The 21,522-nt window shown below is 67.5% G+C and carries 20 protein-coding genes and 1 tRNA gene; all 21 read left to right on the forward strand.

What is annotated here, in order from left to right; all coding sequences use genetic code 11:
• The first annotated feature begins 13 nt into the window (after window positions 1–13).
• The 21 genes from infC (at window position 14) to HEP74_RS08650 (ending at window position 21,472) form a co-directional block, all read left to right on the forward strand.
• On the forward strand, window positions 14–553 hold the full coding sequence (gene infC, locus HEP74_RS08550) for a translation initiation factor IF-3 (RefSeq protein WP_080601535.1): 540 nt from the start codon (window positions 14–16) through the stop codon (window positions 551–553).
• Window positions 554–1,046: 493 nt separating this feature from the next.
• Complete coding sequence (rpmI, locus tag HEP74_RS08555; protein WP_002811096.1) at window positions 1,047–1,244, forward strand: 50S ribosomal protein L35; 198 nt, start codon at window positions 1,047–1,049, stop codon at window positions 1,242–1,244.
• Between the two features lie 10 nt (window positions 1,245–1,254).
• Complete coding sequence (gene rplT, locus HEP74_RS08560) at window positions 1,255–1,614, forward strand: 50S ribosomal protein L20 (RefSeq protein WP_003466653.1); 360 nt, start codon at window positions 1,255–1,257, stop codon at window positions 1,612–1,614.
• Window positions 1,615–1,813: 199 nt separating this feature from the next.
• Complete coding sequence (gene pheS, locus HEP74_RS08565; protein WP_185816060.1) at window positions 1,814–2,809, forward strand: phenylalanine--tRNA ligase subunit alpha; 996 nt, start codon at window positions 1,814–1,816, stop codon at window positions 2,807–2,809.
• A gap of 132 nt (window positions 2,810–2,941) precedes the next feature.
• Window positions 2,942–5,320, forward strand: a complete 2,379-nt coding sequence (gene pheT / locus HEP74_RS08570; RefSeq protein ID WP_185816061.1) for a phenylalanine--tRNA ligase subunit beta — start codon at window positions 2,942–2,944, stop codon at window positions 5,318–5,320.
• A 21-nt stretch (window positions 5,321–5,341) separates the two neighbouring features.
• Window positions 5,342–5,641 carry an integration host factor subunit alpha gene (locus HEP74_RS08575; RefSeq protein ID WP_003466661.1) on the forward strand — a complete coding sequence of 100 codons (300 nt, stop codon included), beginning with the start codon at window positions 5,342–5,344 and terminating at the stop codon, window positions 5,639–5,641.
• On the forward strand, window positions 5,622–5,978 hold the full coding sequence (locus HEP74_RS08580; protein WP_003466663.1) for a MerR family transcriptional regulator: 357 nt from the start codon (window positions 5,622–5,624) through the stop codon (window positions 5,976–5,978). Before HEP74_RS08575 ends, HEP74_RS08580 begins: the two co-directional genes overlap by 20 nt.
• 98 nt (window positions 5,979–6,076) lie before the next feature.
• Window positions 6,077–6,153: transfer RNA gene (locus HEP74_RS08585), tRNA-Pro, on the forward strand.
• A 618-nt stretch (window positions 6,154–6,771) separates the two neighbouring features.
• Window positions 6,772–7,473, forward strand: coding sequence for a polysaccharide biosynthesis/export family protein (locus HEP74_RS08590; RefSeq protein ID WP_185816062.1), 702 nt, complete (start codon window positions 6,772–6,774; stop codon window positions 7,471–7,473).
• A complete protein-coding gene (locus tag HEP74_RS08595; RefSeq protein ID WP_185816557.1) occupies window positions 7,455–8,882 on the forward strand; it encodes a GumC family protein in 1,428 nt (475 codons plus the stop codon). Before HEP74_RS08590 ends, HEP74_RS08595 begins: the two co-directional genes overlap by 19 nt.
• A gap of 317 nt (window positions 8,883–9,199) precedes the next feature.
• The gene (locus HEP74_RS08600; protein ID WP_185816063.1) at window positions 9,200–10,660 is read left to right on the forward strand and encodes an undecaprenyl-phosphate glucose phosphotransferase; all 1,461 of its coding nucleotides are present in this window, start codon (window positions 9,200–9,202) and stop codon (window positions 10,658–10,660) included.
• A gap of 247 nt (window positions 10,661–10,907) precedes the next feature.
• Window positions 10,908–12,164: a polysaccharide biosynthesis protein GumE gene (locus HEP74_RS08605; protein WP_255427966.1), complete on the forward strand. Its 1,257-nt coding sequence runs from the start codon at window positions 10,908–10,910 to the stop codon at window positions 12,162–12,164.
• Entirely contained in the window at window positions 12,161–13,258 is a 1,098-nt protein-coding gene (locus tag HEP74_RS08610; protein ID WP_185816065.1) for an acyltransferase family protein, read from the forward strand. Before HEP74_RS08605 ends, HEP74_RS08610 begins: the two co-directional genes overlap by 4 nt.
• A 43-nt stretch (window positions 13,259–13,301) precedes the next feature.
• Window positions 13,302–14,435, forward strand: a complete 1,134-nt coding sequence (locus tag HEP74_RS08615) for a glycosyltransferase family 4 protein (protein WP_185816066.1) — start codon at window positions 13,302–13,304, stop codon at window positions 14,433–14,435.
• A complete protein-coding gene (locus HEP74_RS08620; protein WP_185816067.1) occupies window positions 14,432–15,481 on the forward strand; it encodes a glycosyltransferase in 1,050 nt (349 codons plus the stop codon). The genes HEP74_RS08615 and HEP74_RS08620 overlap by 4 nt, the downstream gene beginning before the upstream one ends.
• The gene (locus HEP74_RS08625) at window positions 15,478–16,983 is read left to right on the forward strand and encodes a lipopolysaccharide biosynthesis protein (protein WP_185816068.1); all 1,506 of its coding nucleotides are present in this window, start codon (window positions 15,478–15,480) and stop codon (window positions 16,981–16,983) included. The genes HEP74_RS08620 and HEP74_RS08625 overlap by 4 nt, the downstream gene beginning before the upstream one ends.
• A 52-nt stretch (window positions 16,984–17,035) precedes the next feature.
• The gene (locus HEP74_RS08630) at window positions 17,036–18,223 is read left to right on the forward strand and encodes a GumK N-terminal domain-containing glycosyltransferase (protein WP_255427915.1); all 1,188 of its coding nucleotides are present in this window, start codon (window positions 17,036–17,038) and stop codon (window positions 18,221–18,223) included.
• Between the two features lie 55 nt (window positions 18,224–18,278).
• A complete protein-coding gene (locus HEP74_RS08635; RefSeq protein ID WP_185816069.1) occupies window positions 18,279–19,070 on the forward strand; it encodes a polysaccharide pyruvyl transferase family protein in 792 nt (263 codons plus the stop codon).
• On the forward strand, window positions 19,057–19,818 hold the full coding sequence (locus tag HEP74_RS08640) for a WecB/TagA/CpsF family glycosyltransferase (RefSeq protein WP_185816070.1): 762 nt from the start codon (window positions 19,057–19,059) through the stop codon (window positions 19,816–19,818). Before HEP74_RS08635 ends, HEP74_RS08640 begins: the two co-directional genes overlap by 14 nt.
• A 100-nt stretch (window positions 19,819–19,918) precedes the next feature.
• Window positions 19,919–20,389: a cupin domain-containing protein gene (locus tag HEP74_RS08645; protein WP_185816071.1), complete on the forward strand. Its 471-nt coding sequence runs from the start codon at window positions 19,919–19,921 to the stop codon at window positions 20,387–20,389.
• A 96-nt stretch (window positions 20,390–20,485) separates the two neighbouring features.
• Entirely contained in the window at window positions 20,486–21,472 is a 987-nt protein-coding gene (locus HEP74_RS08650) for a TraB/GumN family protein (protein WP_255427916.1), read from the forward strand.
• The last annotated feature ends 50 nt before the right edge of the window (window positions 21,473–21,522 follow it).

The raw sequence follows: 21,522 nt of genomic DNA on the forward strand, positions 1-21,522 counted from the left end.
CGGTCCGATTCCCCTGGGAGATTGCAACATCAGTACCCCTGACAACAAACAGAACCGTAAGAACCAAGAGATCCGTGTCCCGCGCGTTCGCGTGATCGGCAAGGACGGCGAGATGGTCGGCGTGCTGACCCGCGACGAAGCGCTGGCGCTGGCCGAAGAGGATGGGCTCGACCTGGTCGAGATCCAGCCGCAGGCCGATCCGCCCGTCTGCAAGATCATGGACTTCGGCAAGTTCAAGTTCGAGCAGCAGAAGAAGGCGAACGAAGCCAAGAAGAAGACCAAGCAGGTCGAGATCAAGGAAATCAAGTTCCGTCCGGTTACGGACGAGGGCGATTACCAGATCAAGCTGCGCAACATGCGTCGCTTCCTCGAAGAGGGCGACAAGGTCAAGGTCAACATCCGTTTCCGTGGCCGCGAGATGAGCCACCAGGAACTCGGGCGCGAAATGGCGTCGCGGATCGAGGCCGACCTCGGCGAAGACATCGTCATCGAATCGCGTCCGCGCCTGGAAGGCCGGCAGATGGTGATGATGATCGCGCCGAAGAAGCGCTGACCGCAGCAGCTTGAGGATCGCGCCCCCGCCCATGTGCGGGAGCGCGGCCGCCGTCGGGCGCCTGCCGGCGCCTTTCGCGTTTTCCGATCGTCGCCGTGGCCATCAGATGGTGGACGCGCGTGGCTGCCCGCTGTCCGGGGGGTAAGCGCTCGCTGCACCCCTTAGGTGTCGCACGCAGGTCAGGGCCGGTATCCGTTTGAGGCAGCAGCGCACAGCGAGCGCTCCCTGTCCGATGGTGCGCAAGCACCCGCCGATGCCGCAGCCTTTCCGAATCCCGGCGCGCCAGCGCCCATACCGAAATACATGATTTGCAAGGCATTCCAAGCCCTGGCATAATGCGCGGCCCAGTGCATCGGGTTTGCCGTCAACGCGGCAATAGGACCCGCCCTGATTCTTTGAGGATCAAGGGCTTACAAGCCGGTACGGGCACGGACGGAAAGCGTGGCGCAGCCACCGCCCTGACCAGTGACAAAACACCATCAAGGACATTGCAATGCCCAAGATCAAGACCAACCGGGCGGCGGCCAAGCGTTTCCGCAAGACCGCCTCCGGCAAGTACAAGTGCGGCCACGCCAACCGTAGCCATATCCTCACCAAGAAAGCGACCAAGCGGAAGCGCAACCTGCGGCAGACGAATCATGTTCGTGCCGAGGACGCTGGCCGTCTTGACCGTATGCTGCCTTACCTCTGAGGACTGAACCATGGCTCGAGTAAAACGTGGCGTCCAGGCACGCCGTCGTCACAAGAAAGTTCTGAACCTGGCCAAGGGCTACTACAACGCCCGTCGCAAGGTCTTCCGCGTCGCCAAGCAGGCGGTGATCAAGGCGCAGCAGTACGCCTACATCGGCCGCAAGCAGAAGAAGCGCGTGTTCCGTTCGCTGTGGATCACCCGCATCAATGCGGCGGCCCGCATCAACGGCCTGAGCTACAGTCGTTTCATGAACGGCCTGCTCAAGGCTGGCATCACCCTGGATCGCAAGGTGCTGGCGGACATCGCCGTGCACGATGCGCAGGGCTTTGCCGCCTTGGCGGAGAAGGCGAAGGGCGCGCTGGCGGCATAAGTGCGAGTCCCTCGCAGGAGCCCGCACATCCATGTGCGGGTTTCCAACGAGGCGCCATCGCCAACATGCAGGGGAAGGGCGCGAGTCCTTCCCCTTTTTGCGTTTTGTGCATCCCGATATCGGGTTTTTCCCGTGATCGAGATTCTCCCGATCGCGGGGTACGGGTCGGGTGGTCGGCTGATATTGAGGCGCGAGTGCAATGAGTGAGATCGAATCCCTGAGTGGGCAGGCGCTGGCGGACATCGCCGCGGCGCACAGTCCCGAAGCGCTGGAGCAGCTGCGGGTCGCGCTGCTGGGCAAGAGCGGCAGCATCACCGCACAGCTGAAGCAGCTCGGCGCGTTGCCGCCGGAGCAGCGCAAGCTGGCCGGCGAGGCGATCAACCAGGCGCGCGACGCGGTCTCCGCGGCGCTGGCCGAACGCCGTGCGCTGCTGGAAGGCGCGGCGCTGGATGCGCGCCTGGCCGCCGAGCGCATCGACGTGACCCTGCCGGGCCGGCGCGGCGAGCGCGGCGGGCTGCATCCGGTCACGCGCACGCTGGAGCGCATCACCGAGATCTTCGCGCGGCTGGGCTATGAACTGTCCGATGGTCCGGAGATCGAGGACGACTGGCACAACTTCGAAGCGTTGAACTTCCCGCCGCACCATCCGGCGCGGGCGATGCACGACACCTTCTACTTCGGCGACGGTCGCCTGCTGCGCACCCATACCTCCGGCGTGCAGGTGCGCTACATGGGCGAGCATGCGCCGCCGCTGCGCATGATCGCCGCCGGCAAGGTCTACCGCAGCGACAGCGACCAGACCCACTCGCCGATGTTCCACCAGGTCGAAGGCCTGCTGGTCGACGAGCATTCCACCTTCGCCGACCTCAAGGGCACCTTGTCCGAGTTCGTGCGCGCGTTCTTCGAGCGCGACTTCGAGATGCGTTTCCGCCCCAGCTATTTCCCGTTCGTCGAACCCGGCGCGGAAGTGGACATCGCCTGGCAGCAGCCCGACGGCAGCACCCGCTGGCTGGAAGTGCTCGGCTGCGGCATGGTCCATCCGAACGTGCTGCGCAGCGTCGGCATCGATCCGGAGCGCTACACCGGCTTCGCCTTCGGCATGGGCGTGGAGCGCTTCGCGATGCTGCGCTACGGCGTCAACGACCTGCGCGCGTTCTTCGAGAACGATGTGCGGTTCCTCAGGCAGTTCGCCTGAGGGCTGGGAATCGGGAAACGGGAATCGGGAATGGGTAAAAGCAACGCCAAGACCCGTTTCTCGCATCCGTTTCTGATCCAGTAGACCGCTCTTTCGATTCCCCATTCCCCATTCTCGATTCCCGGCCCCTCAATGAAATTCAGCGAAAACTGGCTGCGTAGCCACGTCCCCATCCAGGCCACGCGCGATGAACTGGCCGCGACCCTGACCGCCATCGGTCTGGAGGTCGAAGAGGTCACGCCGCTCGGCGAATCGCTGCAGCAGGTGGTGGTGGCGCGCATCGTCGAAGCGACGCGGCACCCGGAGGCCGATCGGCTGCAGGTGTGCCAGGTCGATGCGGGGCAGGGCGGTTTGCTGCAGATCGTCTGCGGCGCGCCGAACGCGCGCGCCGGGCTGGTCGCGCCGCTGGCGCTGGTCGGCGCCCAGGTCGGCGGCATCGCGATCAAGGCGGCCAAGCTGCGCGGCGTGGAGTCCAACGGCATGCTGTGCTCGGCCAAGGAACTGGGTCTGGACAGCGATGCGTCGGGCCTGTTCGAACTGCCCGACGACGCGCCGATCGGCCAGGCGCTGAGCGACTACCTCGGTTTGCCCGACGCCAGCATCGAGATCAAGCTGACCCCGAACCGTGCCGATTGCTTCGGCGTGCGCGGCATCGCCTACGACGTGGCCGCGGCCTGCGCCAGCGAAGTGCTGCCGTTCGCGGCCGAGCCGGTCGCCGTTTCCAGCGAGCGCCGCCTCGAGGTGCGCCTGCAGGCGGGCGGCGATGCGCCGCGCTACTGCGGCCGCGTCGTCGAGGATCTCGACCCGGCGGCGAAGACGCCGCTGTGGATGGCCGAACGCCTGCGCCGCAGCGGCGTGCGCCCGGTGTCGCTGCTGGTCGATATCACCCAGTACGTGATGCTGGAACTTGGCCAGCCGATGCATGCCTTCGACCTGGAGACGCTGCACGGTCCGGTCGGCGTGCGCCGCGCGCGCGCCGGCGAGACGCTGAAACTGCTCGACGGCCGCGACGCGACGCTCGACGACGGCTTCCTGGCCGTTACCGACGGCGACCGCGTGGTCGCCCTGGCCGGCTTGATGGGCGGCCACGACACCCGCGTCACCGATGCGACCCGGCATGTATTCCTGGAGGCCGCGCACTTCGCGCCGGCGGCGATCATGGGCCGCGGCCGCAAGCTCGGCCTGCACACCGACGCCGGCCACCGCTTCGAACGCGGCGTGGACCCGGCGCTGCCGCGGCCGGCGCTGGAACTGGCGACGCGGCTGGTGCTGGAGCTGGCTGGCGGCCGCGCCGGCCCGGTGGTGGAGGCCGAGTTGCGCGAGCACCTGCCGACGCCGGCGCCGATCACGCTGCGCCGCGCGCGCATCGTGCGCGTGCTCGGCATCGAGATCGCCGACGCCGAAGTCGAGCGCATCCTGCGCGCGCTGGGCATGGAGGTCGTGGCAACCGGCAATGGCTGGCAGGTCACCGCGCCCAGCCGCCGCTTCGATGTCGCCCTGGAAGAGGACCTGATCGAGGAGCTGGCGCGCATCCACGGCTACGACCGCTTGCCGACCACGCTGCCGGGCGGCGCCTCGCGCATCGCCATGGGCAGCGAGACGCAGCTGGACGAACTGAGCGTGCGCCGCCAGCTGGTCGCGCGCGAGATGCTGGAAACCATCAACTACGCCTTCGTCGATGCGGCGCTGCTGGACCAGTGGGGACTGGATGAGCGGCGCGTGGCGCTGGCCAACCCGCTCAGCGCCGAACTGGCGGTGATGCGTCCGTCGCTGTTGCCCGGGCTGGTCGCGGCGCTGGGCCGCAACGTCGCCCGGCAGGCCGGGCGGGTGCGCCTGTTCGAGCTGGGCAAGGTGTTCGCGGCCGCGGCGACGGCCGGTGCTGCGCCAGCGGAGACGCAGCGGGTGGCGGCCGCGGTGTGCGGTGATGCCGAGGCGCTGCAGTGGGGCCTGCCGGCGCGCAAGGTCGACTTCCACGACCTGAAGGGCGACCTGGACGCACTGGCCAGCGCCGCCGGCGCGCGCCTGGACTACCGTCCGTCGGCGCTGCAGTTCGCGCATCCGACCCGTGCCGCCGACGTGTACCGCGATGGCGCGCGGATCGGCTGGATCGGCCAGCTGCATCCGCGCCTGCTGCAGGCCATGCAGATCGACGTGGAGGTGCTCGGCTTCGAGCTGGACTTGGCGCCGCTGGCGGCGCGCGCGCTGCCGCGGGCCGCCGAGCTGTCGCGGTTCCCGTCGGTCCGCCGCGACCTGGCCTTCCTGGTGCCGGAGGCGGTGGCCTGGTCGGCGCTGGCGAGCAGCGTGCGCGGCGCGGTCGGGCCGCTGCTGCGCGACGTGGTGCTGTTCGATCGTTACGTCGGGCCGGGGGTCGAGGCGGGTTTCAAGAGTCTCGCTATGGGCTTGATTTTGCAGGACAACTCGCGCACTCTGACGGATCGCGATGTGGATGCCGTGGTCGCCGATGCAGTGGCGGCGCTGGCGCGCGAACACGATGCGCGGATTCGCGGCTGAGACGTAGGGGATAGCAGGGCAATGGCGTTGACCAAAGCGGAAATGGCCGAACGGTTGTTCGACGAAGTTGGGCTGAACAAGCGCGAGGCCAAGGAATTCGTCGATGCTTTCTTCGATGTGCTGCGCGATGCGCTGGAGCAGGGACGGCAGGTGAAGCTGTCCGGTTTCGGCAACTTCGATCTGCGCCGCAAGAACCAACGGCCCGGTCGCAATCCCAAGACCGGCGAAGAAATCCCGATCTCGGCGCGGACGGTGGTGACCTTCCGCCCGGGACAGAAGCTCAAGGAGCGAGTGGAGGCTTATGCTGGACCCGGGCAGTAACCGCGAACTTCCGCCGATTCCGGCCAAGCGCTACTTCACCATCGGTGAGGTCAGCGAGCTGTGCGACGTCAAACCGCACGTGCTGCGCTACTGGGAAACCGAATTCCCCAGCCTGGAACCGGTCAAGCGCCGCGGCAACCGCCGCTACTACCAGCGCCACGACGTGCTGATGGTGCGGCAGATCCGCAGCCTGCTGTACGAACAGGGCTATACGATCGGCGGCGCGCGCTTGCGCCTGGAGGGCGAGGGCGCCAAGCAGGAGTCGGCGCTGAGCAACCAGATCATCAAGCAGGTGCGGCAGGAACTGGAAGAAGTGCTGCAGTTGCTGCGGCGCTGAGCGGCAACGGCGCAACCGGCTAGGAATGGCCGCGCCAATCCCGCTATAATCGCCAGCTCGCCGCAAGGCGTGACCGCCGCAACGGCGGATGTTTTTACCGGGGTATAGCGCAGCCTGGTAGCGCACTAGTCTGGGGGACTAGTGGTCGTCGGTTCAAATCCGGCTACCCCGACCATCTTCGAAGGCCCATGTCAGCGACATGGGCCTTTTTCGTTTTGCGGGGTTTGGGCGGCCTGTGCGGCTACAGGTACGCAGCCGGCAGCTGCGGGAATCCGCGGCAGGAAGTCGTCGTAATGAACGCCCATGCGGCGGTCGCCGATTGCCCGCTCAGCCGATGCCGGCCCGATACCGATAGGGCGGTCAGTTCGGTTCGGACGAAGGTGTAGACAAACGCATCCGCGTCGATGCGATGCCTGCCGGAGCCGCCGCAGGACCTGCGACGGCCAGGACGGAAATCCGGCAGAGAACTGCGGACGAGGGCCGTCAACGCCTTGACATGCGTCACGTTAACGTCGTGTATTTTGCGACGCGGCTTCGTTCGTCATGCTGAATATTCGGACATGTACTTGAATCCACGCGGTATAGCGTCAAAAAAATGCCGCAAGATGGCTTGGTGAGGACGGGTAGCTGTGCCATAGTGCACTGCAACACGAGGCTTCGCTGTTGGCCCGGGCAGTCGTCCCAGGCAGGAAATGACACTGCAATCGTCTTGCCCGACCGGTGATGGAGCGCTGGCCGGATAGAGGAGTGCGGCGTTCCCAAAACCACTCGACAGAGGGCGTCTGCATCACGCATGGGTAAACTCTCCGGTACGTTCAACTGGGCATTGTGTTTGGCCCTTTCTTGTCTGGTCTTCCTGTCTGGCTGCAGTAGCGCCGGGCCGAAGATGCTGACGGAATTGCCGCCAGGCGATCCGCTGGCCGCCTCCATGGGACAGCCGGAGTACCTGCTCGGCCCCGGCGATCTGCTGACGATCAAGGTATTCCAGGTGGACGACCTGGAGCGCCAGGTGCGGGTCGACAACGCGGGCCGCATCTCGCTGCCGCTGGTCGGCGACATCAAGGCCGCCGGGCTCAGCGCCAACGCCTTGCAGAAGGACATCACCGAACGCTACCGCAATGGCTATCTGCAGAATCCGCAGGTGTCGGTGCTGGTCGACGAATTCACCGGCAACCGGGTCACCGTCACCGGTGCGGTGGGCGAGCCGGGCATCTACCCGATCGCCGGCTCGGCGCTGACCCTGCAGCAGGCGCTGTCGCTGGGCAAGGGCGTCAGCGATGTGGCCAGCCGCGGCAACATCGTGGTGTTCCGCAACGTCGGCGGGCAGAAGATGCTGGCCCGTTTCGATCTGCGCGATATCCAGAAGGGCGCCTCGCCGGATCCTGAAATCTACGGCGGCGACATCGTCGTGGTGTACCGCTCCGATGCGCTCGTGGTGCTGCGCACCATGGTGCAGTTGACCCCGTTCGTCATGGTCTGGCGGGCATACCGATGAGTTCCTCGAGCATGCACACCCGTACCACCTCCTCGGCGCCGCTGAGCCCGGCCGACATCAGCCTGCTGGACTACTGGAACGCCCTGTACCGGCAGCGCTGGCTGATCGTCGGCATCACGGTGGCGGTCGTCGCGCTGGCGCTGCTGGTAACGTTATTGATGACGCCCAAGTACCGCGCCACCAGCGTGTTGCAGATCGAGCGCGAGTCCTTGAACGTCACCAACGTGGCCAACCTGATGCCGGTGGAATCGCCGCAGGATCGCGATTTCTACCAGACCCAGTACGAACTGCTCGGCAGCCGCTCGCTGGCCCGCGCGGTGATCCGCGAGGCCCGACTGACCCAGGACCCGGCGTTCAAGCCGCTGGTCGACGAGGCGCTGGAGAAGCTGCAGGGCAATGGCGATGGCCGTGCCCCGTCGCCGGAGGCGCGCGCCGCCGCCGCCGAGAACGCGCTGGTCGGCCCGGTGCTGGACGCGTTGACGATCGAGCCGGTGCGCGATTCGCGGCTGGTTCGGATCAACTTCGATTCGCCCGACCGGGTGCTGGCCACGCGCGTGGCCAACACCTACGCCAAGATGTTCATCGCCTCGACCCAGGAGCGGCGCCTGCAGGCGTCCTCGTTCGCCGCCAAGTACCTGTCCGAGCGGCTGGAGCAGCTGCGCGACAAGGTGGAAGAGTCGGAGAAGAACACGGTCGACTACTCCAGCAAGGAGCAGATCGTGTCGCTGGGCGACGACAAGCCGTCGCTGCCGACGCAGAACATGAGCGAGTTGAACGTGCGCCTGGCCGCCGCGCAGGATGCGCGGATCAAGGCCGAGTCGGCCTGGCGCCAGGCCGGGATCGGCGACGGCCTGGGCCTGCCGCAGGTGATCAGCAGCCCGCTGATCCAGAGCCTGCGCGCCGAGCAGGCCAAGCTGGCCGCCGACTATCAGCAGAAGCTGGCCACCTTCCAGCCCGGCTACCCGGAGATGCAGCGCCTGCAGAACCAGATCGCCGAGACCAAGCGCCAGATCGGCAATGAGATCGCCAACATCCGCAGCGGCCTGAAGAACGATTACGAAGCGGCGCGACAGCAGGAGACGCTGTTGTCCGAACGCATCTCCAGCCTGAAGAACGACGAGCTGGATCTGCAGACCCGCAGCATCCGCTACAACATGCTGCGGCGCGAAGCCGACACCAACCGCCAGCTCTACGACGCGCTGCTGCAGCGCTACAAGGAGATCGGCGTGGCCGGCAACGTCGGCACCAACAACGTGTCGATCGTCGACCGCGCCGATGTGCCGGGCAAGCCGAGTTCGCCGAAGACCTTGCTGAACCTGGCGCTGGCATTCGTGTTCGGCCTGTTCTCGGCGATCGCCATCGCCTTGATCCGCTATTTCCTGCGCGAAGCGCAGGCGGCCGCGGCATGAAGCGCGCGGCGCGACGCCTGCTGCGATGCGCCGTGACCGCGGTCGCGACCGATGCGACGACGCAGGCACATCGTCATGTTTCCTACGCAAATTCTTCAGAGAGGTGATACGTGGTTCAGCTAAGTACAGAGGTGTTCCATTATTTTCCTGACCGGTTGTACGCAGTCGCGGTTCTGTTGAAATAAACACGGGCTGCCGTGGACCTGGGGTCGGTGAGGAAGGCACCGCAGCGGTCCACTGGCAGATGAGATCGAGGCTCGCATACGTCGCATGTTCCCCCGCATGCCACCGACCGAGTTTGGATGGGAATCCCGACCATGCTTCTGGCAGACCTGAGTAGCGCCACCTATACAACTTCGTCCCCCCGCCTGCTGTCCAAATATGCAGCCGCCGCGGACATTCTGCTGCGCGTGTCGGATCTGACGGTTATCGTCGCCGGTGCGCTGCTGACCCACCGCCTGCTGTTCGGCAACTGGATGCCGGAGGCGTCCTACCGCGTCGCGATCGGCACCACGCTGCTGTACGCAGTGATCTGTTTCGCGCTGTTCCCGCTGTACCGCAGCTGGCGCGGCCGCGGCCTGATGCGCGAGATGATGGTGCTGAGCCTGGCCTGCGGCGGCGTGTTCGCGCTGTTCGCGGTGCATGCCTTCGTGGTCCAGTTCGGGCAGCAGGTCTCGCGGCTGTGGATCGGCCTGTGGTTCGCCACCAGCCTGGCTACGCTGCTGGTCTCGCGCACCATGGTGCGCGGCGTGCTCAACCACCTGCGCTCGGAAGGCGTGGACGTGCAGCGCGTGGTGGTGGTCGGCCTGCGCCATCCGGTGGTCAAGATCCACAACTACCTGAGCCGCAATCCCTGGGTGGGCATGCAACTGGTCGGCTATTTCAGCAGCGACTACGACCTGTCGGTGGCCGATCATCCAAAGAAGCTGCAGTGCCTGGGGGCCGGCACGCCGGAATCGCTGATCGACTACCTCAACAACAACGAGGTCGAGCAGGTGTGGATCTCGCTGCCGCTGGGCGAGCGCGATCACATCAAGCAGCTGCTGCAGCAGATGGACCGCTATCCGATCCAGGTCAGGCTGATCCCGGACCTGTTCGACTTCGGCATGCTCAACCAGTCCGGCGACCAGATCGGCAACGTGCCGGTGATCAACCTGCGCCAGGGCGGGGTGGACCGCAACACCTACTTCGTGGTTGCCAAGGCGCTGCAGGACAAGGTTGTGGCGCTGGCCGCGCTGGCGATGCTGTGGCCGGTGATGCTGGCGATCGCGGTGGGGGTGAAGCTGAGTTCGCCGGGTCCGGTGTTCTTCCGCCAGCGCCGCCATGGCCTGGGCGGGCGCGAGTTCTACATGTACAAGTTCCGCTCGATGCGCGTGCAGCAGGAGCCGAGCGACGTGGTGGTGCAGGCCAAGCGCGGCGACAGCCGGGTCACCCCGTTCGGCGCGTTCCTGCGCCGCAGCAGCCTGGACGAACTGCCGCAGCTGTTCAACGTGCTCGGCGGCAGCATGTCGGTGGTGGGGCCGCGTCCGCATGCGGCGCAGCACAACACCCACTACGAAAAGCTGATCAACCATTACATGCAGCGGCACTACGTCAAGCCGGGCATCACCGGCTGGGCCCAGGTCAACGGTTTCCGCGGCGAGACGCCGGAGCTGCGGACGATGAAGAAGCGCATCCAATACGATCTGGATTACATCCGGCGTTGGTCGCTGTGGCTGGATACGCGGATCATCGTGCTCACCGCAGTGAAGGTGCTCGGGCAGAAGACCGCCTACTGATGCGCCCGATGTACCGTTATCGCGCCGACCGTCCCCACTGCCGGCGCCGCCCCGTCGTCGCCGCCGTTGGCGGGGACGGCGGCGGCTGGGCCGGGTGCCGCAGCGCCATCGAGGTCGCTTGCCACAGTCCCGTGCGCGCTCGGCGTGCCGCCGTTGGTGCGTGGCGCCGGCCGTTGTCGCAACGCGTGGCGCGTCGCGTCGCGCAGCGAGGTGCCGCGTGCTGAACGCCGCCATCGCTGCGCCGCCGATGACGCTGCGCGAGCAGCGCCACAATCTTCTGATCGAGCTGGTGCTGCTGTTCGCCATCGGCTACAACTTCCTGCTCGCGGTGGTGAACGCCAAGGTGTTCCGGGTCAGCCCGGCGATGACCTATGTCGCGGAACTGGCGATCTACGGCGCCTGCTTCCTGATCGGCCTGTGGTCGCTGGATCGCAAGCGCACGGCGATGGTGTTCACCGGCATCGGCCTGCTGGCGCTGCTGATGCTGGTGCGGCTGTTCCTGGTCTGGTCGATCGACCCCAAGTTCTTCCGCGATGCGCTGATTCCGTTCGCGTTCCTGGTGCTGGGCGCGGCCTATACCGGTTCGCTGCCCAAACTTTTTCTGCGCATGGCGCTGATCGTGTCGCTGGTGGCGGCGTTCGAGCTGGCCTTGCCCAAGGTCTACGGCGACGTGGTCAACCCGAAGAGCTACTTCGTCAATGCGCGCGGCGCCAGCGCGTCGAGCTTCTGGAACCAGGACAGCAATCTGTTCGTCAGCGCGACCCGGCCCGGTGCACGCAACTTCCTGCCGTCCTCCAACCTGCCGCGCGCCTCTTCGGTGTTCATCGAGCCGGTGACGATGGGCAACTTCATCATCTTCTTCACCGCGATCCTGCTGACCTTCTGGCGCTGGATGCGGCCGGTGGGCATCGCCGCGTCGGTGGCGATGATCGGCTTCCTGATCGTGGCCTCGGACGGACGCCTGGCCGCCGGCACCTGCGTGATGATGGTGGCGCTGACCCCGCTGCTGCTGCGCATGGACCAGCGCCTGGGCTTCCTGATCTTCTTCGGCGTGTTGCTTGGCGCGTGGCTGATGGTGTGGGCGTCCGGCATCCAGAGCTATGAGGACACCACCCTGGGACGGGTGTTCTTCACCGTGTACTCGATCCGCAACATGACCGCCGAAGCGTGGCTGGGCCTGGATTTCGACACGCCGTACAAGTATTTCGACAGCGGCATCGCCTATTTCATCTCCTCGCAGTCGGTGGTGCTGGTGCTGGCGTTCCTGCTCGCCTATTCGTTCGCGATGCTGATGCGCACGATCGAGGGCCAGCTGTTCAAGAACCTGCTGATCTTCGCGTTCGCGTTGAGCCTGCTGGTCTCCAACGGCTACTTCTCGATCAAGACCGCGGCGCTGTGGTGGTTCGTCTGCGGCTGCCTGTGGCAGATGGTGCCGCGGCGCGCAGTGGCGGCTGCGTTGCCGCTGGCAACCGACACCACGCCGCGTGCGGCGGTGGCGACATGAGCGCCTCCACGCCTGCCCTGCAGACGGTGCTGGCCGAGCAGCCGGCGCGCAGCGGCGTGCGCGGTACGCGCGATGCGCGCATCGACGCGGCCAAGGCGCTGGCGATCCTGCTGGTGGTGTTCGGCCACGCCAAGGGCATCCCGCATGCCTATGTGATCCTGGCCTACAGCTTCCACGTGCCGATGTTCTTCGTGCTGTCCGGCTGGGTGGGCGAGGCGTTCGGCAAGCGGCCGCTGGGCATGGCGACCTGGACCAAGCTGGCGCGCAGCCTGTTGCTGCCGTATCTGGCGTTCTTCCTGGTCGCGTATGGCTATTGGATGCTGACCCGCAACATCGGTTCCAAGGCGCAGCTGTGGGGCGACCGGCCTTGGTGGGAACCGTTGCTGGGCCTGGTCAGCGGCATCGGCCCCAAGCTCTACGTGATGCCTGCGCTGTGGTTCCTGCCGGCCCTGTTCGTGACCACGCTGAGCTATCTGTACCTGCGCCGGCGCCTGTCGCTGGAAGTGCTGGCGGTGTTGTCGCTGCTGCTGGCCTGGGGCTGGGCGATCTGGTTCCCGACCCAGGATTACCGGCTTCCTTTTGCGCTGGATGTACTACCGGTGTCGCTGTGTTTCTTCGCGATCGGCGCGGCCGCAGCCAAGCGCAGCGGCCTGCTTCCGACCAGCCGCATGGGCAACGCGCTGGCGGCATTGCTGCTCGGCGCGGCGTGGTTCGCGATCGCCTGGAACAACGGCCGGGTGGACGTGAACATGATGAAGTTCGGCCATTCGCCGCTCGGCTTCCTCGCCGCCAGCCTGCTCGGCAGCGCGATGGCGCTGTGCGCAGCGCGGTTGGTGCAGGAGTGGGCGTGGGTGCAGTGGATCGGACGCAACACCTTGCTGATCCTGTGCACGCATACGCTGCTGTTCTCGGTCATGGCCGGCCTGGCCAGCCGTACCGGCCTGGTTCGCGGCGATGCCTGGGGGCCGGCTTGGGCGGTGTCGGTGAGCGTGGTGGCGGTACTCGCCAGCGTGCCGATGCGCGCGGTGATCGTGCGTGTGGCGCCGTGGATGATCGGGCTGCGGCGCGAGCCGGCAAGACAGGAGGCGAGCTGATGCCGCTATCGCAATGCTGTATGTGGTCTCGCGGGAGCGCGCAATGAAGGTGGTTCACGTCGTGCGCCAGTTCCATCCGTCGGTGGGCGGCATGGAAGAGGTCGTGCTCAACATCGCGCGCCGGCATCTGCAGCAGGGCCGCGACCAGATCGAGGTGGTCACCCTGGACCGGGTCTTCACCCGGCCGCAGGAACGGCTCGCGCAGCGCGATGCGTATCAGGGCGTGCCGATCGTGCGGCTACCGTTCCGCGGGTCCTCGCGTTATCCGCTGGCGCCGAAGGTGCTGGCCGCGCTGCGCGGCGCCGATCTGGTGCACGTGCACGGCATCGATTTCTTCTACGACTTCCTGGCCTTGACCCGGGTGCTGCACGGCACGCCGATGATCGTCTCCACCCATGGCGGCTTCTTCCACACCACCTATGCCTCGCGGCTGAAGATGCTGTGGTTCAAGACGCTGACCCGTGCCTCGGCCTGGGCCTACGCGCGGGTCGTGGCGACCAGCGAGAACGATGGCCAGGTGTTCTCGGCGGTGGTCGCGCCGCAGCGGCTGCGGGTGATCGAGAACGGCGTGGATGTGAGCAAGTTCGCCGGGCAGGGCAGCGCCACGCCGGGGCGCACGCTGATCTATTTCGGGCGCTGGTCGGTCAACAAGGGCTTGCTGGAAACGCTGGACCTGCTGCGCGCGCTGGCGGCGCAGGATCCTGCCTGGCAGCTGATCGTGGCCGGGCGCGAATACGACTTCACCCAGGCCGATCTGCTGCAGGCGATCGCCGAACGCGGCCTGCAGGACCGCGTGCAGCTGCGCGTGGCGCCGTCGCAGGAGGAACTGGCGCAGCTGCTCGGCAGCGCGCAGTACTTCGTGTGCCTGTCGCGTCACGAAGGCTTCGGCCTGGCCGCGGTCGAAGCGATGAGCGCCGGCCTGTTGCCGGTGCTGAGCGATATTCCGCCGTTCGCGCGGCTGGTGCGCGAATCGGCGCAAGGCGTGCTGCTGGATCCGGCCGATCCGCAGCGCGCCGCCGCCGCGGTACAAGCCTATGCCGCCGCCACCGACGCGACGTTCCCCGCGCAGCGGCAGGCGGCCATGGCCTATGCGCAGCGCTACGACTGGGAGCATGTGGTCGGCGCCTATCTGGACGAATACCGCGCGGTGCTGGGCAAGACGGAGGGCGCGCGATGAGCGGCGAACCGCGTTGCAGCGGCGATGCGCGCGTGCCGGGCCCGCCGGTCACCGTGCTGCTGTCGACCGAACGGCCGAGCGCGACCACCAATCCGTACCTGACCCAGTTGTACGCGGCATTGCCGCAGCAGGTGCAGTTGCGGTTCTTCTCGATGCGTGCGGCGCTGCTGTCGCGCTACGACGTGCTGCACGTGCACTGGCCGGAATACATGATGCGGCACCCCACCGCCGTGGGTACGCTGGCCAAGCAGGCGTGCATGGCGCTGTTGCTGCTGCGGCTCAAGCTCGGCGGCGTGCCGCTGGTGCGCACCCTGCACAACGTGGCCCCGCACGAGGACAAGGGCTGGCGCGAACGGCTGCTGCTGCGCTGGACCGATCGCCTGACCGCGCGCTGGATCCGCATCAACGCGACCACGCCGGAGCGTGCGCCGGCCACCGACACGATCCTGCACGGCCACTACCGCGACTGGTACGCGGCGATGCCGCAGCCGCCCCGGGTGCCGGGACGGCTGCTGCACTTCGGCCTGCTGCGCCCGTACAAGGGCGTGGAAACCCTGGTCGCGACGCTGCAGGCCTTGCCCGATCCGGCGCTGAGCCTGCGCATTGCCGGCAATCCGATCAATTCTGATATCCGCGCCGTGGTCGAACAGGCCTGCGCCGCCGATCCGCGGATCAGCGCGCGCCTGCAGTACGTGGAAGACGAGGTGCTGGCGCGCGAAGTCGGCGAGGCCGAACTGGTGGTGTTGCCGTATCGGCAGATGCACAACTCCGGCACGTTGCTGCTGGCCCTGTCGCTGGCGCGGCCGGTACTGGCCCCGTGGAACGAGGCCACGGCGGCGATCGCCGGCGAGGTCGGGCCGCAGTGGGTGCTGCTGTATCGCGGCGAGCTGGATGCCGCGCAGCTGGCCGACGCGTTGGCGCAGGCGCAGCGCCTGCCCGCCGACGCGGTGCCCGACCTGTCGCGGCGCGACTGGAGCGCGATCGGCGTGCAGCACTACCGCAGCTATCTGGATGCGCGCGGCGTGCGCAGCGAGGCACGGGCATGAGCACGACCGAAACCCCGGGTCCCGCCGCGCCGCCGGAGCGCAGCCTGGGTTCGCGCGCGGCCGGTGGCGCCGCGGTGACCATGGCCGGGCAGCTGGCGAAGATGGTGGTGCAGTTCGGCGGCATCGTGCTGCTGGCGCGCTTGCTGACGCCGTACGACTACGGCCTGATGGCGATGGTCACCGCGATCGTCGGCATGGCCGAGATCCTGCGCGACTTCGGCCTGTCCTCGGCCGCGATCCAGGCCAAGCACGTCAGCCGCGAGCAGCGCGACAACCTGTTCTGGATCAACAGCGGCATCGGCCTGGTGCTGGCGATCGTGGTGTTCCTGTCCTCGTCGTGGATCGCGCACTTCTATCGCGAACCGGCGTTGCTGGGCATCTCGCAGGCGCTGGCGGTGACCTTCCTGCTCAACGGCATGACCACCCAATACCGCGCGCATCTCAGCCGCGGGCTGCGCTTCGGCCAGGTGTCGTTGAGCGATGTGGGCGCGCAGGTGATGGGCCTGATCGCCGGCGTCGGCGTGGCCCTGGCCGGCTACGGCTACTGGGCGCTGGTCTGGCAGCAGGTGGTGCAGGCGCTGGTCAACCTGGCGATCGCCGGCGCCTGCGCGCGCTGGCTGCCGCGCGGCTATCGCCGCGACGCGCCGATGCGCGCGTTCCTGAGCTTCGGCTGGAACCTGATGGCCGCGCAGCTGCTCGGTTATGCCAGCCGCAACGTCGGCCAGGTGATCATCGGCCACCGCATCGGCGCCGAGGCGCTGGGCCTGTACAACCGCGCGTTCCAGCTGCTGATGATGCCGCTGAACCAGATCAATGCGCCGGCCACCTCGGTGGCGTTGCCGGTGCTGTCGCAGCTGCAGGACGATCCGCCGCGCTTCGGCAGCTTCCTGCTGCGCGGGCAGACGGTGATGGTGCATCTGATCGTGGCGCTGTTCTCCTGCGCCTGCGCGCTGGCGTTGCCGCTGATCGTGCTGGTGCTCGGCGAACAATGGCGCCCGGCGGTGCCGCTGTTCCAGGTGCTGACCCTCGGCGGCATCTTCCAGACCGCGTCCTACGCCACCTACTGGGTGTTCCTGGCGCATGGCCTGATGCGCGAACAGCTGGTGTATTCGGTGGTTGGGCGGGTGATGCTGATCGCCTGCATCTTCGCCGGCTCGGCCTGGGGCGTGATGGGCGTGACCGTCGGCTACACGCTGGGCCTGCTGGTGATGTGGCCGCTGTCGGTGATCTGGATCGCCAAGGTGGCGCCGCAGGTGCCGGCGCTGGAATTGTTCAACAACGGCCTGCGCGCGATCCTCGGCTACGGCGCGGCCGGCGTGGCGGCGTACTTCGCCGCGCAGCAGTGGGGCGGCAGTTCGCTGTGGCAGCAACTGGCGGTGGGCGGCGCGGCGATGGCGCTGGGCTGCGTGCTGGTGTTCGCGCTGTGGCCGGCGTTCCGCCGCGACGTGATGGCGATCCTCAACATGCGCACCTTGCTGCGCGATGCCAGGGCCAAACGATGACCCGCGATCCGGCGATTTTCCCGACAACCCTCTACCGCAAAGGAGCGATGGCATGAGCGATTCTTCCGCATCGGCGACGCTCGCCGCGGCACCGGCCGCGGCCCTTGCCGGACGCCCGCCGTGCTATCTGGTGCTGTCGGCGCACGACTACCGCACGCCGCGCCGCGCCAATATTCATTTCATCGCCGACGAACTGGCCAAGCGCGGCACCACGCGCTTCTTCTCGCTGCGCTACAGCCTGCTGTCGCGGATGAAGGGCGACCTGCGGCTGCCGCTGGACGCCACCGCCAACACCGTGGTCACCCACAACGGCGTGGACTGCTACCTGTGGCGCGCGCCCGTGCATCCGTTCAACACGCGGCGGCGCTGGCTGCGGCCGCTGGAAGACCTGATGTTCAAGCTGTACGCGGCCAAGCCGCCGGCCACGCTGCTGCGCTGGATGCAGGAAGCGGATGTGATCGTGTTCGAAAGCGGCATCGCGGTGGCCTTCATCGAGCTGGCGGCACGCATCAATCCGACCGCGCGCAAGGTCTACCGCGCCTCCGACGGCCTGAGCACGATCAACGTCGCCGATTTCATCGAGCGCGAGTTCGACCGCGTGGCGCCGAGCCTGGACGTGATCGCGCTGGTGTCGCCGGCGATGGCCGATGAGATTTCCAGCCGCCACAACGTGTTCCACGTCGGCCATGGCGTGGACCACAACCTGGACACACTCGGCGATCCGTCGCCGTACGGCGAGGGCATCCATGCGGTGGCGGTCGGTTCGATGCTGTTCGATCCGGACTTCTTCGTCGTCGCCAGCCGCGCCTTCCCGCAGGTCACCTTCCACGTGATCGGCTCGGGCATGGGCCGCGCGCCGGGCTACGGCGACAACGTGGTGGTGTACGGCGAGATGAAGCACGCCGAGACCATCGGCTACATCAAGCACGCACGCTTCGGCATCGCGCCCTATGCCTCGGAGCAGGTGCCGGTGTATCTGGCCGACAGCTCGATGAAGCTGCTGCAGTACGACTTCTTCGGGCTGCCCGCGGTGTGTCCGAACGCGGTGGTCGGCAGCTACCAATCGCGCTTCGGCTATACCCCGGGCGACGAGGCCTCGATCGTCGCGGCGATCGAGAAAGCGCTGCATGCGCCGCACGTGCGCCACCGCCAATGCCTGAGCTGGTCCGAGACCACCGACCGCGTCCTGGATCCGTCGGCCTATCCGGAAACCCGGCTTTTCGCAGGCGACCCCGCCTGACACGGAGCTTGCTCGCCCGCGAACGGCGTTCGCGTACACAAGGGAGGATTTCGCATTGTCCGCACTGCAAAAATGGATCGACTACGAAGAACGCCGCGCGCTGTTCTGGTGGAAGCCGAAGAACGGGGAGATCAACGTCGGCGATCACCTGTCCAAGATCATCGTGTCCAACGTGCTGGCGCAGCGCGACCGGACCCTGCTGGACAAGCGCGACAAGCGCAAGCGCCTGATCGCGATCGGCTCGGTGCTGCATTTCGCCGGCGATGGCGACACGGTGTGGGGCAGCGGCATCAACGGCAAGATCCCGGCCGACCGGCATCGCTTCCGCACGCTGGACGTGCGTGCCGTGCGCGGGCCCAAGACCCGCGCGTTCCTGCAGGAACGCGGGCTGCAGGTGCCGGAGATCTACGGCGACCCGGGACTGCTGATGCCGCTGTTCTTTCCGCTCGACGCGCTGGCGCCGCCGCCCACGCGGCAGCCGTTCCTGATCGTGCCGCACTTCAACGAGCCGTCGGACAAATACGCGCGCTACAAGGACCAACTGGTGCTGCCCAACCGGCAACCGGCCGGGTTCGTGCGGCAATTGCTGGCCGCCGAACTGGTGGTCTCCAGTTCCCTGCACGGCCTGATCCTGGCCGAAGCCTACGGCGTGCCATCGGTGTACCTGGACTGGGGCAACGGCGAGGACCGCTTCAAGTACGACGATTACTACTACGGCACCGGGCGCACGCAGTGGCATGCCGGCCACAGCGTCGAGGAGTGCCTGGCCCTGGGCGGCAACGCCCCGTTCGACCTGCATAGCGTGCAGCGCGGTCTCCTGGACAGCTTCCCCCATGACCTCTGGTGATGCGCATTCCGAGCCGCAGGAGGTGATGGCGCTGGGCGGCTATCCGATCCTGCGCACCACCGAAGCGGCCTTCGCGCACGCGCTGTTCCAGGCGCAGGCGCGCGGCGAGCAGCGCCAGGTGTTCTTCGCCAACACCAACTTCGTGGTGCAGTGCCAGGCGCTGCGCGAGCGCCTGCGTGCGCCGGGCGTGCGCATCGTCAACGACGGCATCGGCATGGACCTGGGCGCGCTGCTGGTGCACCGGCGCCGCTTCGCCGGCAACCTCAACGGCACCGACCTGATTCCGTACCTGTGCCGGCACAGCCGGCGGCCGCTGCGCTTCTTCCTGCTCGGCGGCCGTCCCGGCGTGGCCCAGACCGCCGCGCAGACCTTGCGGCAGACGCTGGGCCAGACCGTGGTCGGCACCTGCGACGGCTACGCCGAGTTCGCGGCCGCGGGCGCGGCACTAACCGAACGCATCAACGCCAGCGGCGCCGACGTGGTGCTGGTGGCGTTCGGCAATCCGCTGCAGGAAAGCTGGATCCTCGACCATGCCGCGCAGTTGGATGCGCGCTTGCTGTTCGGGGTCGGCGCGCTGCTGGATTTCCTGTCCGGCAACGCGCAGCGGGCGCCGGGCTGGGTGCGCCGACTGCACATGGAGTGGATGTACCGCCTGTTGCGCGAGCCGCGGCGCCTGCTCAAGCGCTACAGCTGGGACCTGCTGGTGTTCTTCGGGGTCTGCCTGCGCAACGGCCGGCGCCTGGGCTAGTCAGTCAAGGCGGGCCGGCACTCGCCGGCGCCCGCCAACCGCCGGAACGGCACGCGTCGGTGGTCTAGCCCAAGCCCGCCGACAGGCCCTAAACTGGGTCATGTCTACGAAATCGTCCATTCGTATCGCCACCTTGCTGCGCGACTTGTCGCTGCTGCCGCACCCGGAGGGCGGGCGTTATGCGCGCGTGCACACCTCCGCGCTGCAGGTCCAGCACGAGGGCGTCACGCGTCCGGCCTGCACTGCGATCCGCTTCCTGCTGGTGCGCGGCGAGTGCAGCGACTGGCACCGGATCGATGCCGACGAAACCTGGCAATGGGAGGAGGGCGGCGCGCTGGAACTGCTGAGCTTCGATCCGCAGCATGGCCTGCAGCGCTACCGGATGGACGCCAGCGAGCGCGGCGGCCTGCCATCGGTGGTGATCCCGGCCGGCAGCTGGCAAGCGGCGCGGCCGCTGGACGACTACAGCCTGGTGCGCTGCGTGGTGACGCCGGGATTCCTGTGGGAGCGCTTCGAGCTGCTGCCCGCCACCGATCCGCTGGCCGCCTACCTGCCCAAGCTGTCGGGCTGATATCTTCGCGCCGCGCCGGATCGTCGGCGCCGGTCAGAATTCCTGGAGAGTGTCGCGATGCGCTGGACGAGTGCGGTGAGAGGCGTGTGTGCGGCAATGCTGCTGGCGTTCGCGGGCCTGGCCGCCGCCGCGCATCCGCCGGTACCGCCGGCGCCGCCTGCCGCCGCGCCGGTGGTCGATCTGGAGGCGGTGCTGGTGACCGGCCAGCAGCCCGGTCCCGGGCTGTGGCAGGTGCGCCGCGGCGACCACGTGCTGTGGATCCTGGGCACGGTGTCGCCGTTGCCCAAGCGCATGCAGTGGGCGTCGGGCGAGGTGGAGCGGGTGATCGGCCAGTCGCAGCAGGTCATCGCGGCGCCGACGCTGTCGCTGTCCTCGAACCTTGGGTTGTTCCGCAGCATGCTGTTGCTGCCGTCGCTACTGAAGGCGCGGCGCAACCCGGACGACAAGACCCTGCAGCAGATACTGCCGGCCGACCTGTACGCGCAATGGTTGCCGCTGAAGGCGCGCTACCTGGGCCGCGACGCCAGCGTGGAAAAGTGGCGGCCGGTGTTCGCCGCGCAGGAGTTGTACGAGGCGGCGATGCGCAAGTCCGGGCTGAGCATGGCCAGCGTCGTGCAGCCGGTGATCGAGCGCGCGGCCAAGCGCGCCAAGGTGCCGATCGTGCCGGTGGTGGTGGAAGTGAAAGTGCCCGACGCCAAGCGCGCGCTGCAGGAATTCCGCGCGACGGCCTTGAACGACCGCAACTGCTTCGCGCGCACCCTGCAGGTCATCCAAAGCGACCTGGAAACGATGCGGCAGCGCGCCAATGCCTGGTCCGAGGGCGATCTCGACGCGCTCGGCAAGCTACCGGGCAACGACCAGTATCGGGTGTGCATGGACGCGGTCGGCGAGGCGGCGGTCGCGCGCAAGCTGGGCCTGGGCGATGTGCGCCAGCGGGCGCTGGGCAAATGGATGGAGGCGGCCGAGCGGGCGCTGGCGCAGAACCGCTCCAGCTTCGCGGTGCTGTCGATGCAGGGGTTGCAGGAGCCAGACGGTCCGCTGGACCGGCTGCGCGCACGCGGCTACGAGGTGATCGCGCCTTGAGTCCGGCACTGTGCGGCGCGCCGCTGGCCTGGCGACGCCGCACCACCTGA

It is taken from the genome of Xanthomonas sp. SS, from assembly GCF_014236835.1.
In the GTDB taxonomy this organism is placed as follows: domain Bacteria; phylum Pseudomonadota; class Gammaproteobacteria; order Xanthomonadales; family Xanthomonadaceae; genus Xanthomonas_A.

Coding starts and splice junctions, on each gene's coding strand:
- rpmI (WP_002811096.1), top strand. CDS start 1,047: ATGCCCAAGATCAAGACCAACCGGGCGGCGGCCAAGCGTTTCCGCAAG.
- rplT (WP_003466653.1), top strand. CDS start 1,255: ATGGCTCGAGTAAAACGTGGCGTCCAGGCACGCCGTCGTCACAAGAAA.
- pheS (WP_185816060.1), top strand. CDS start 1,814: ATGAGTGAGATCGAATCCCTGAGTGGGCAGGCGCTGGCGGACATCGCC.
- pheT (WP_185816061.1), top strand. CDS start 2,942: ATGAAATTCAGCGAAAACTGGCTGCGTAGCCACGTCCCCATCCAGGCC.
- HEP74_RS08575 (WP_003466661.1), top strand. CDS start 5,342: ATGGCGTTGACCAAAGCGGAAATGGCCGAACGGTTGTTCGACGAAGTT.
- HEP74_RS08580 (WP_003466663.1), top strand. CDS start 5,622: ATGCTGGACCCGGGCAGTAACCGCGAACTTCCGCCGATTCCGGCCAAG.
- HEP74_RS08590 (WP_185816062.1), top strand. CDS start 6,772: ATGGGTAAACTCTCCGGTACGTTCAACTGGGCATTGTGTTTGGCCCTT.
- HEP74_RS08600 (WP_185816063.1), top strand. CDS start 9,200: ATGCTTCTGGCAGACCTGAGTAGCGCCACCTATACAACTTCGTCCCCC.
- HEP74_RS08605 (WP_255427966.1), top strand. CDS start 10,908: ATGACGCTGCGCGAGCAGCGCCACAATCTTCTGATCGAGCTGGTGCTG.
- HEP74_RS08610 (WP_185816065.1), top strand. CDS start 12,161: ATGAGCGCCTCCACGCCTGCCCTGCAGACGGTGCTGGCCGAGCAGCCG.
- HEP74_RS08615 (WP_185816066.1), top strand. CDS start 13,302: ATGAAGGTGGTTCACGTCGTGCGCCAGTTCCATCCGTCGGTGGGCGGC.
- HEP74_RS08620 (WP_185816067.1), top strand. CDS start 14,432: ATGAGCGGCGAACCGCGTTGCAGCGGCGATGCGCGCGTGCCGGGCCCG.
- HEP74_RS08625 (WP_185816068.1), top strand. CDS start 15,478: ATGAGCACGACCGAAACCCCGGGTCCCGCCGCGCCGCCGGAGCGCAGC.
- HEP74_RS08630 (WP_255427915.1), top strand. CDS start 17,036: ATGAGCGATTCTTCCGCATCGGCGACGCTCGCCGCGGCACCGGCCGCG.
- HEP74_RS08640 (WP_185816070.1), top strand. CDS start 19,057: ATGACCTCTGGTGATGCGCATTCCGAGCCGCAGGAGGTGATGGCGCTG.
- HEP74_RS08645 (WP_185816071.1), top strand. CDS start 19,919: ATGTCTACGAAATCGTCCATTCGTATCGCCACCTTGCTGCGCGACTTG.
- HEP74_RS08650 (WP_255427916.1), top strand. CDS start 20,486: ATGCTGCTGGCGTTCGCGGGCCTGGCCGCCGCCGCGCATCCGCCGGTA.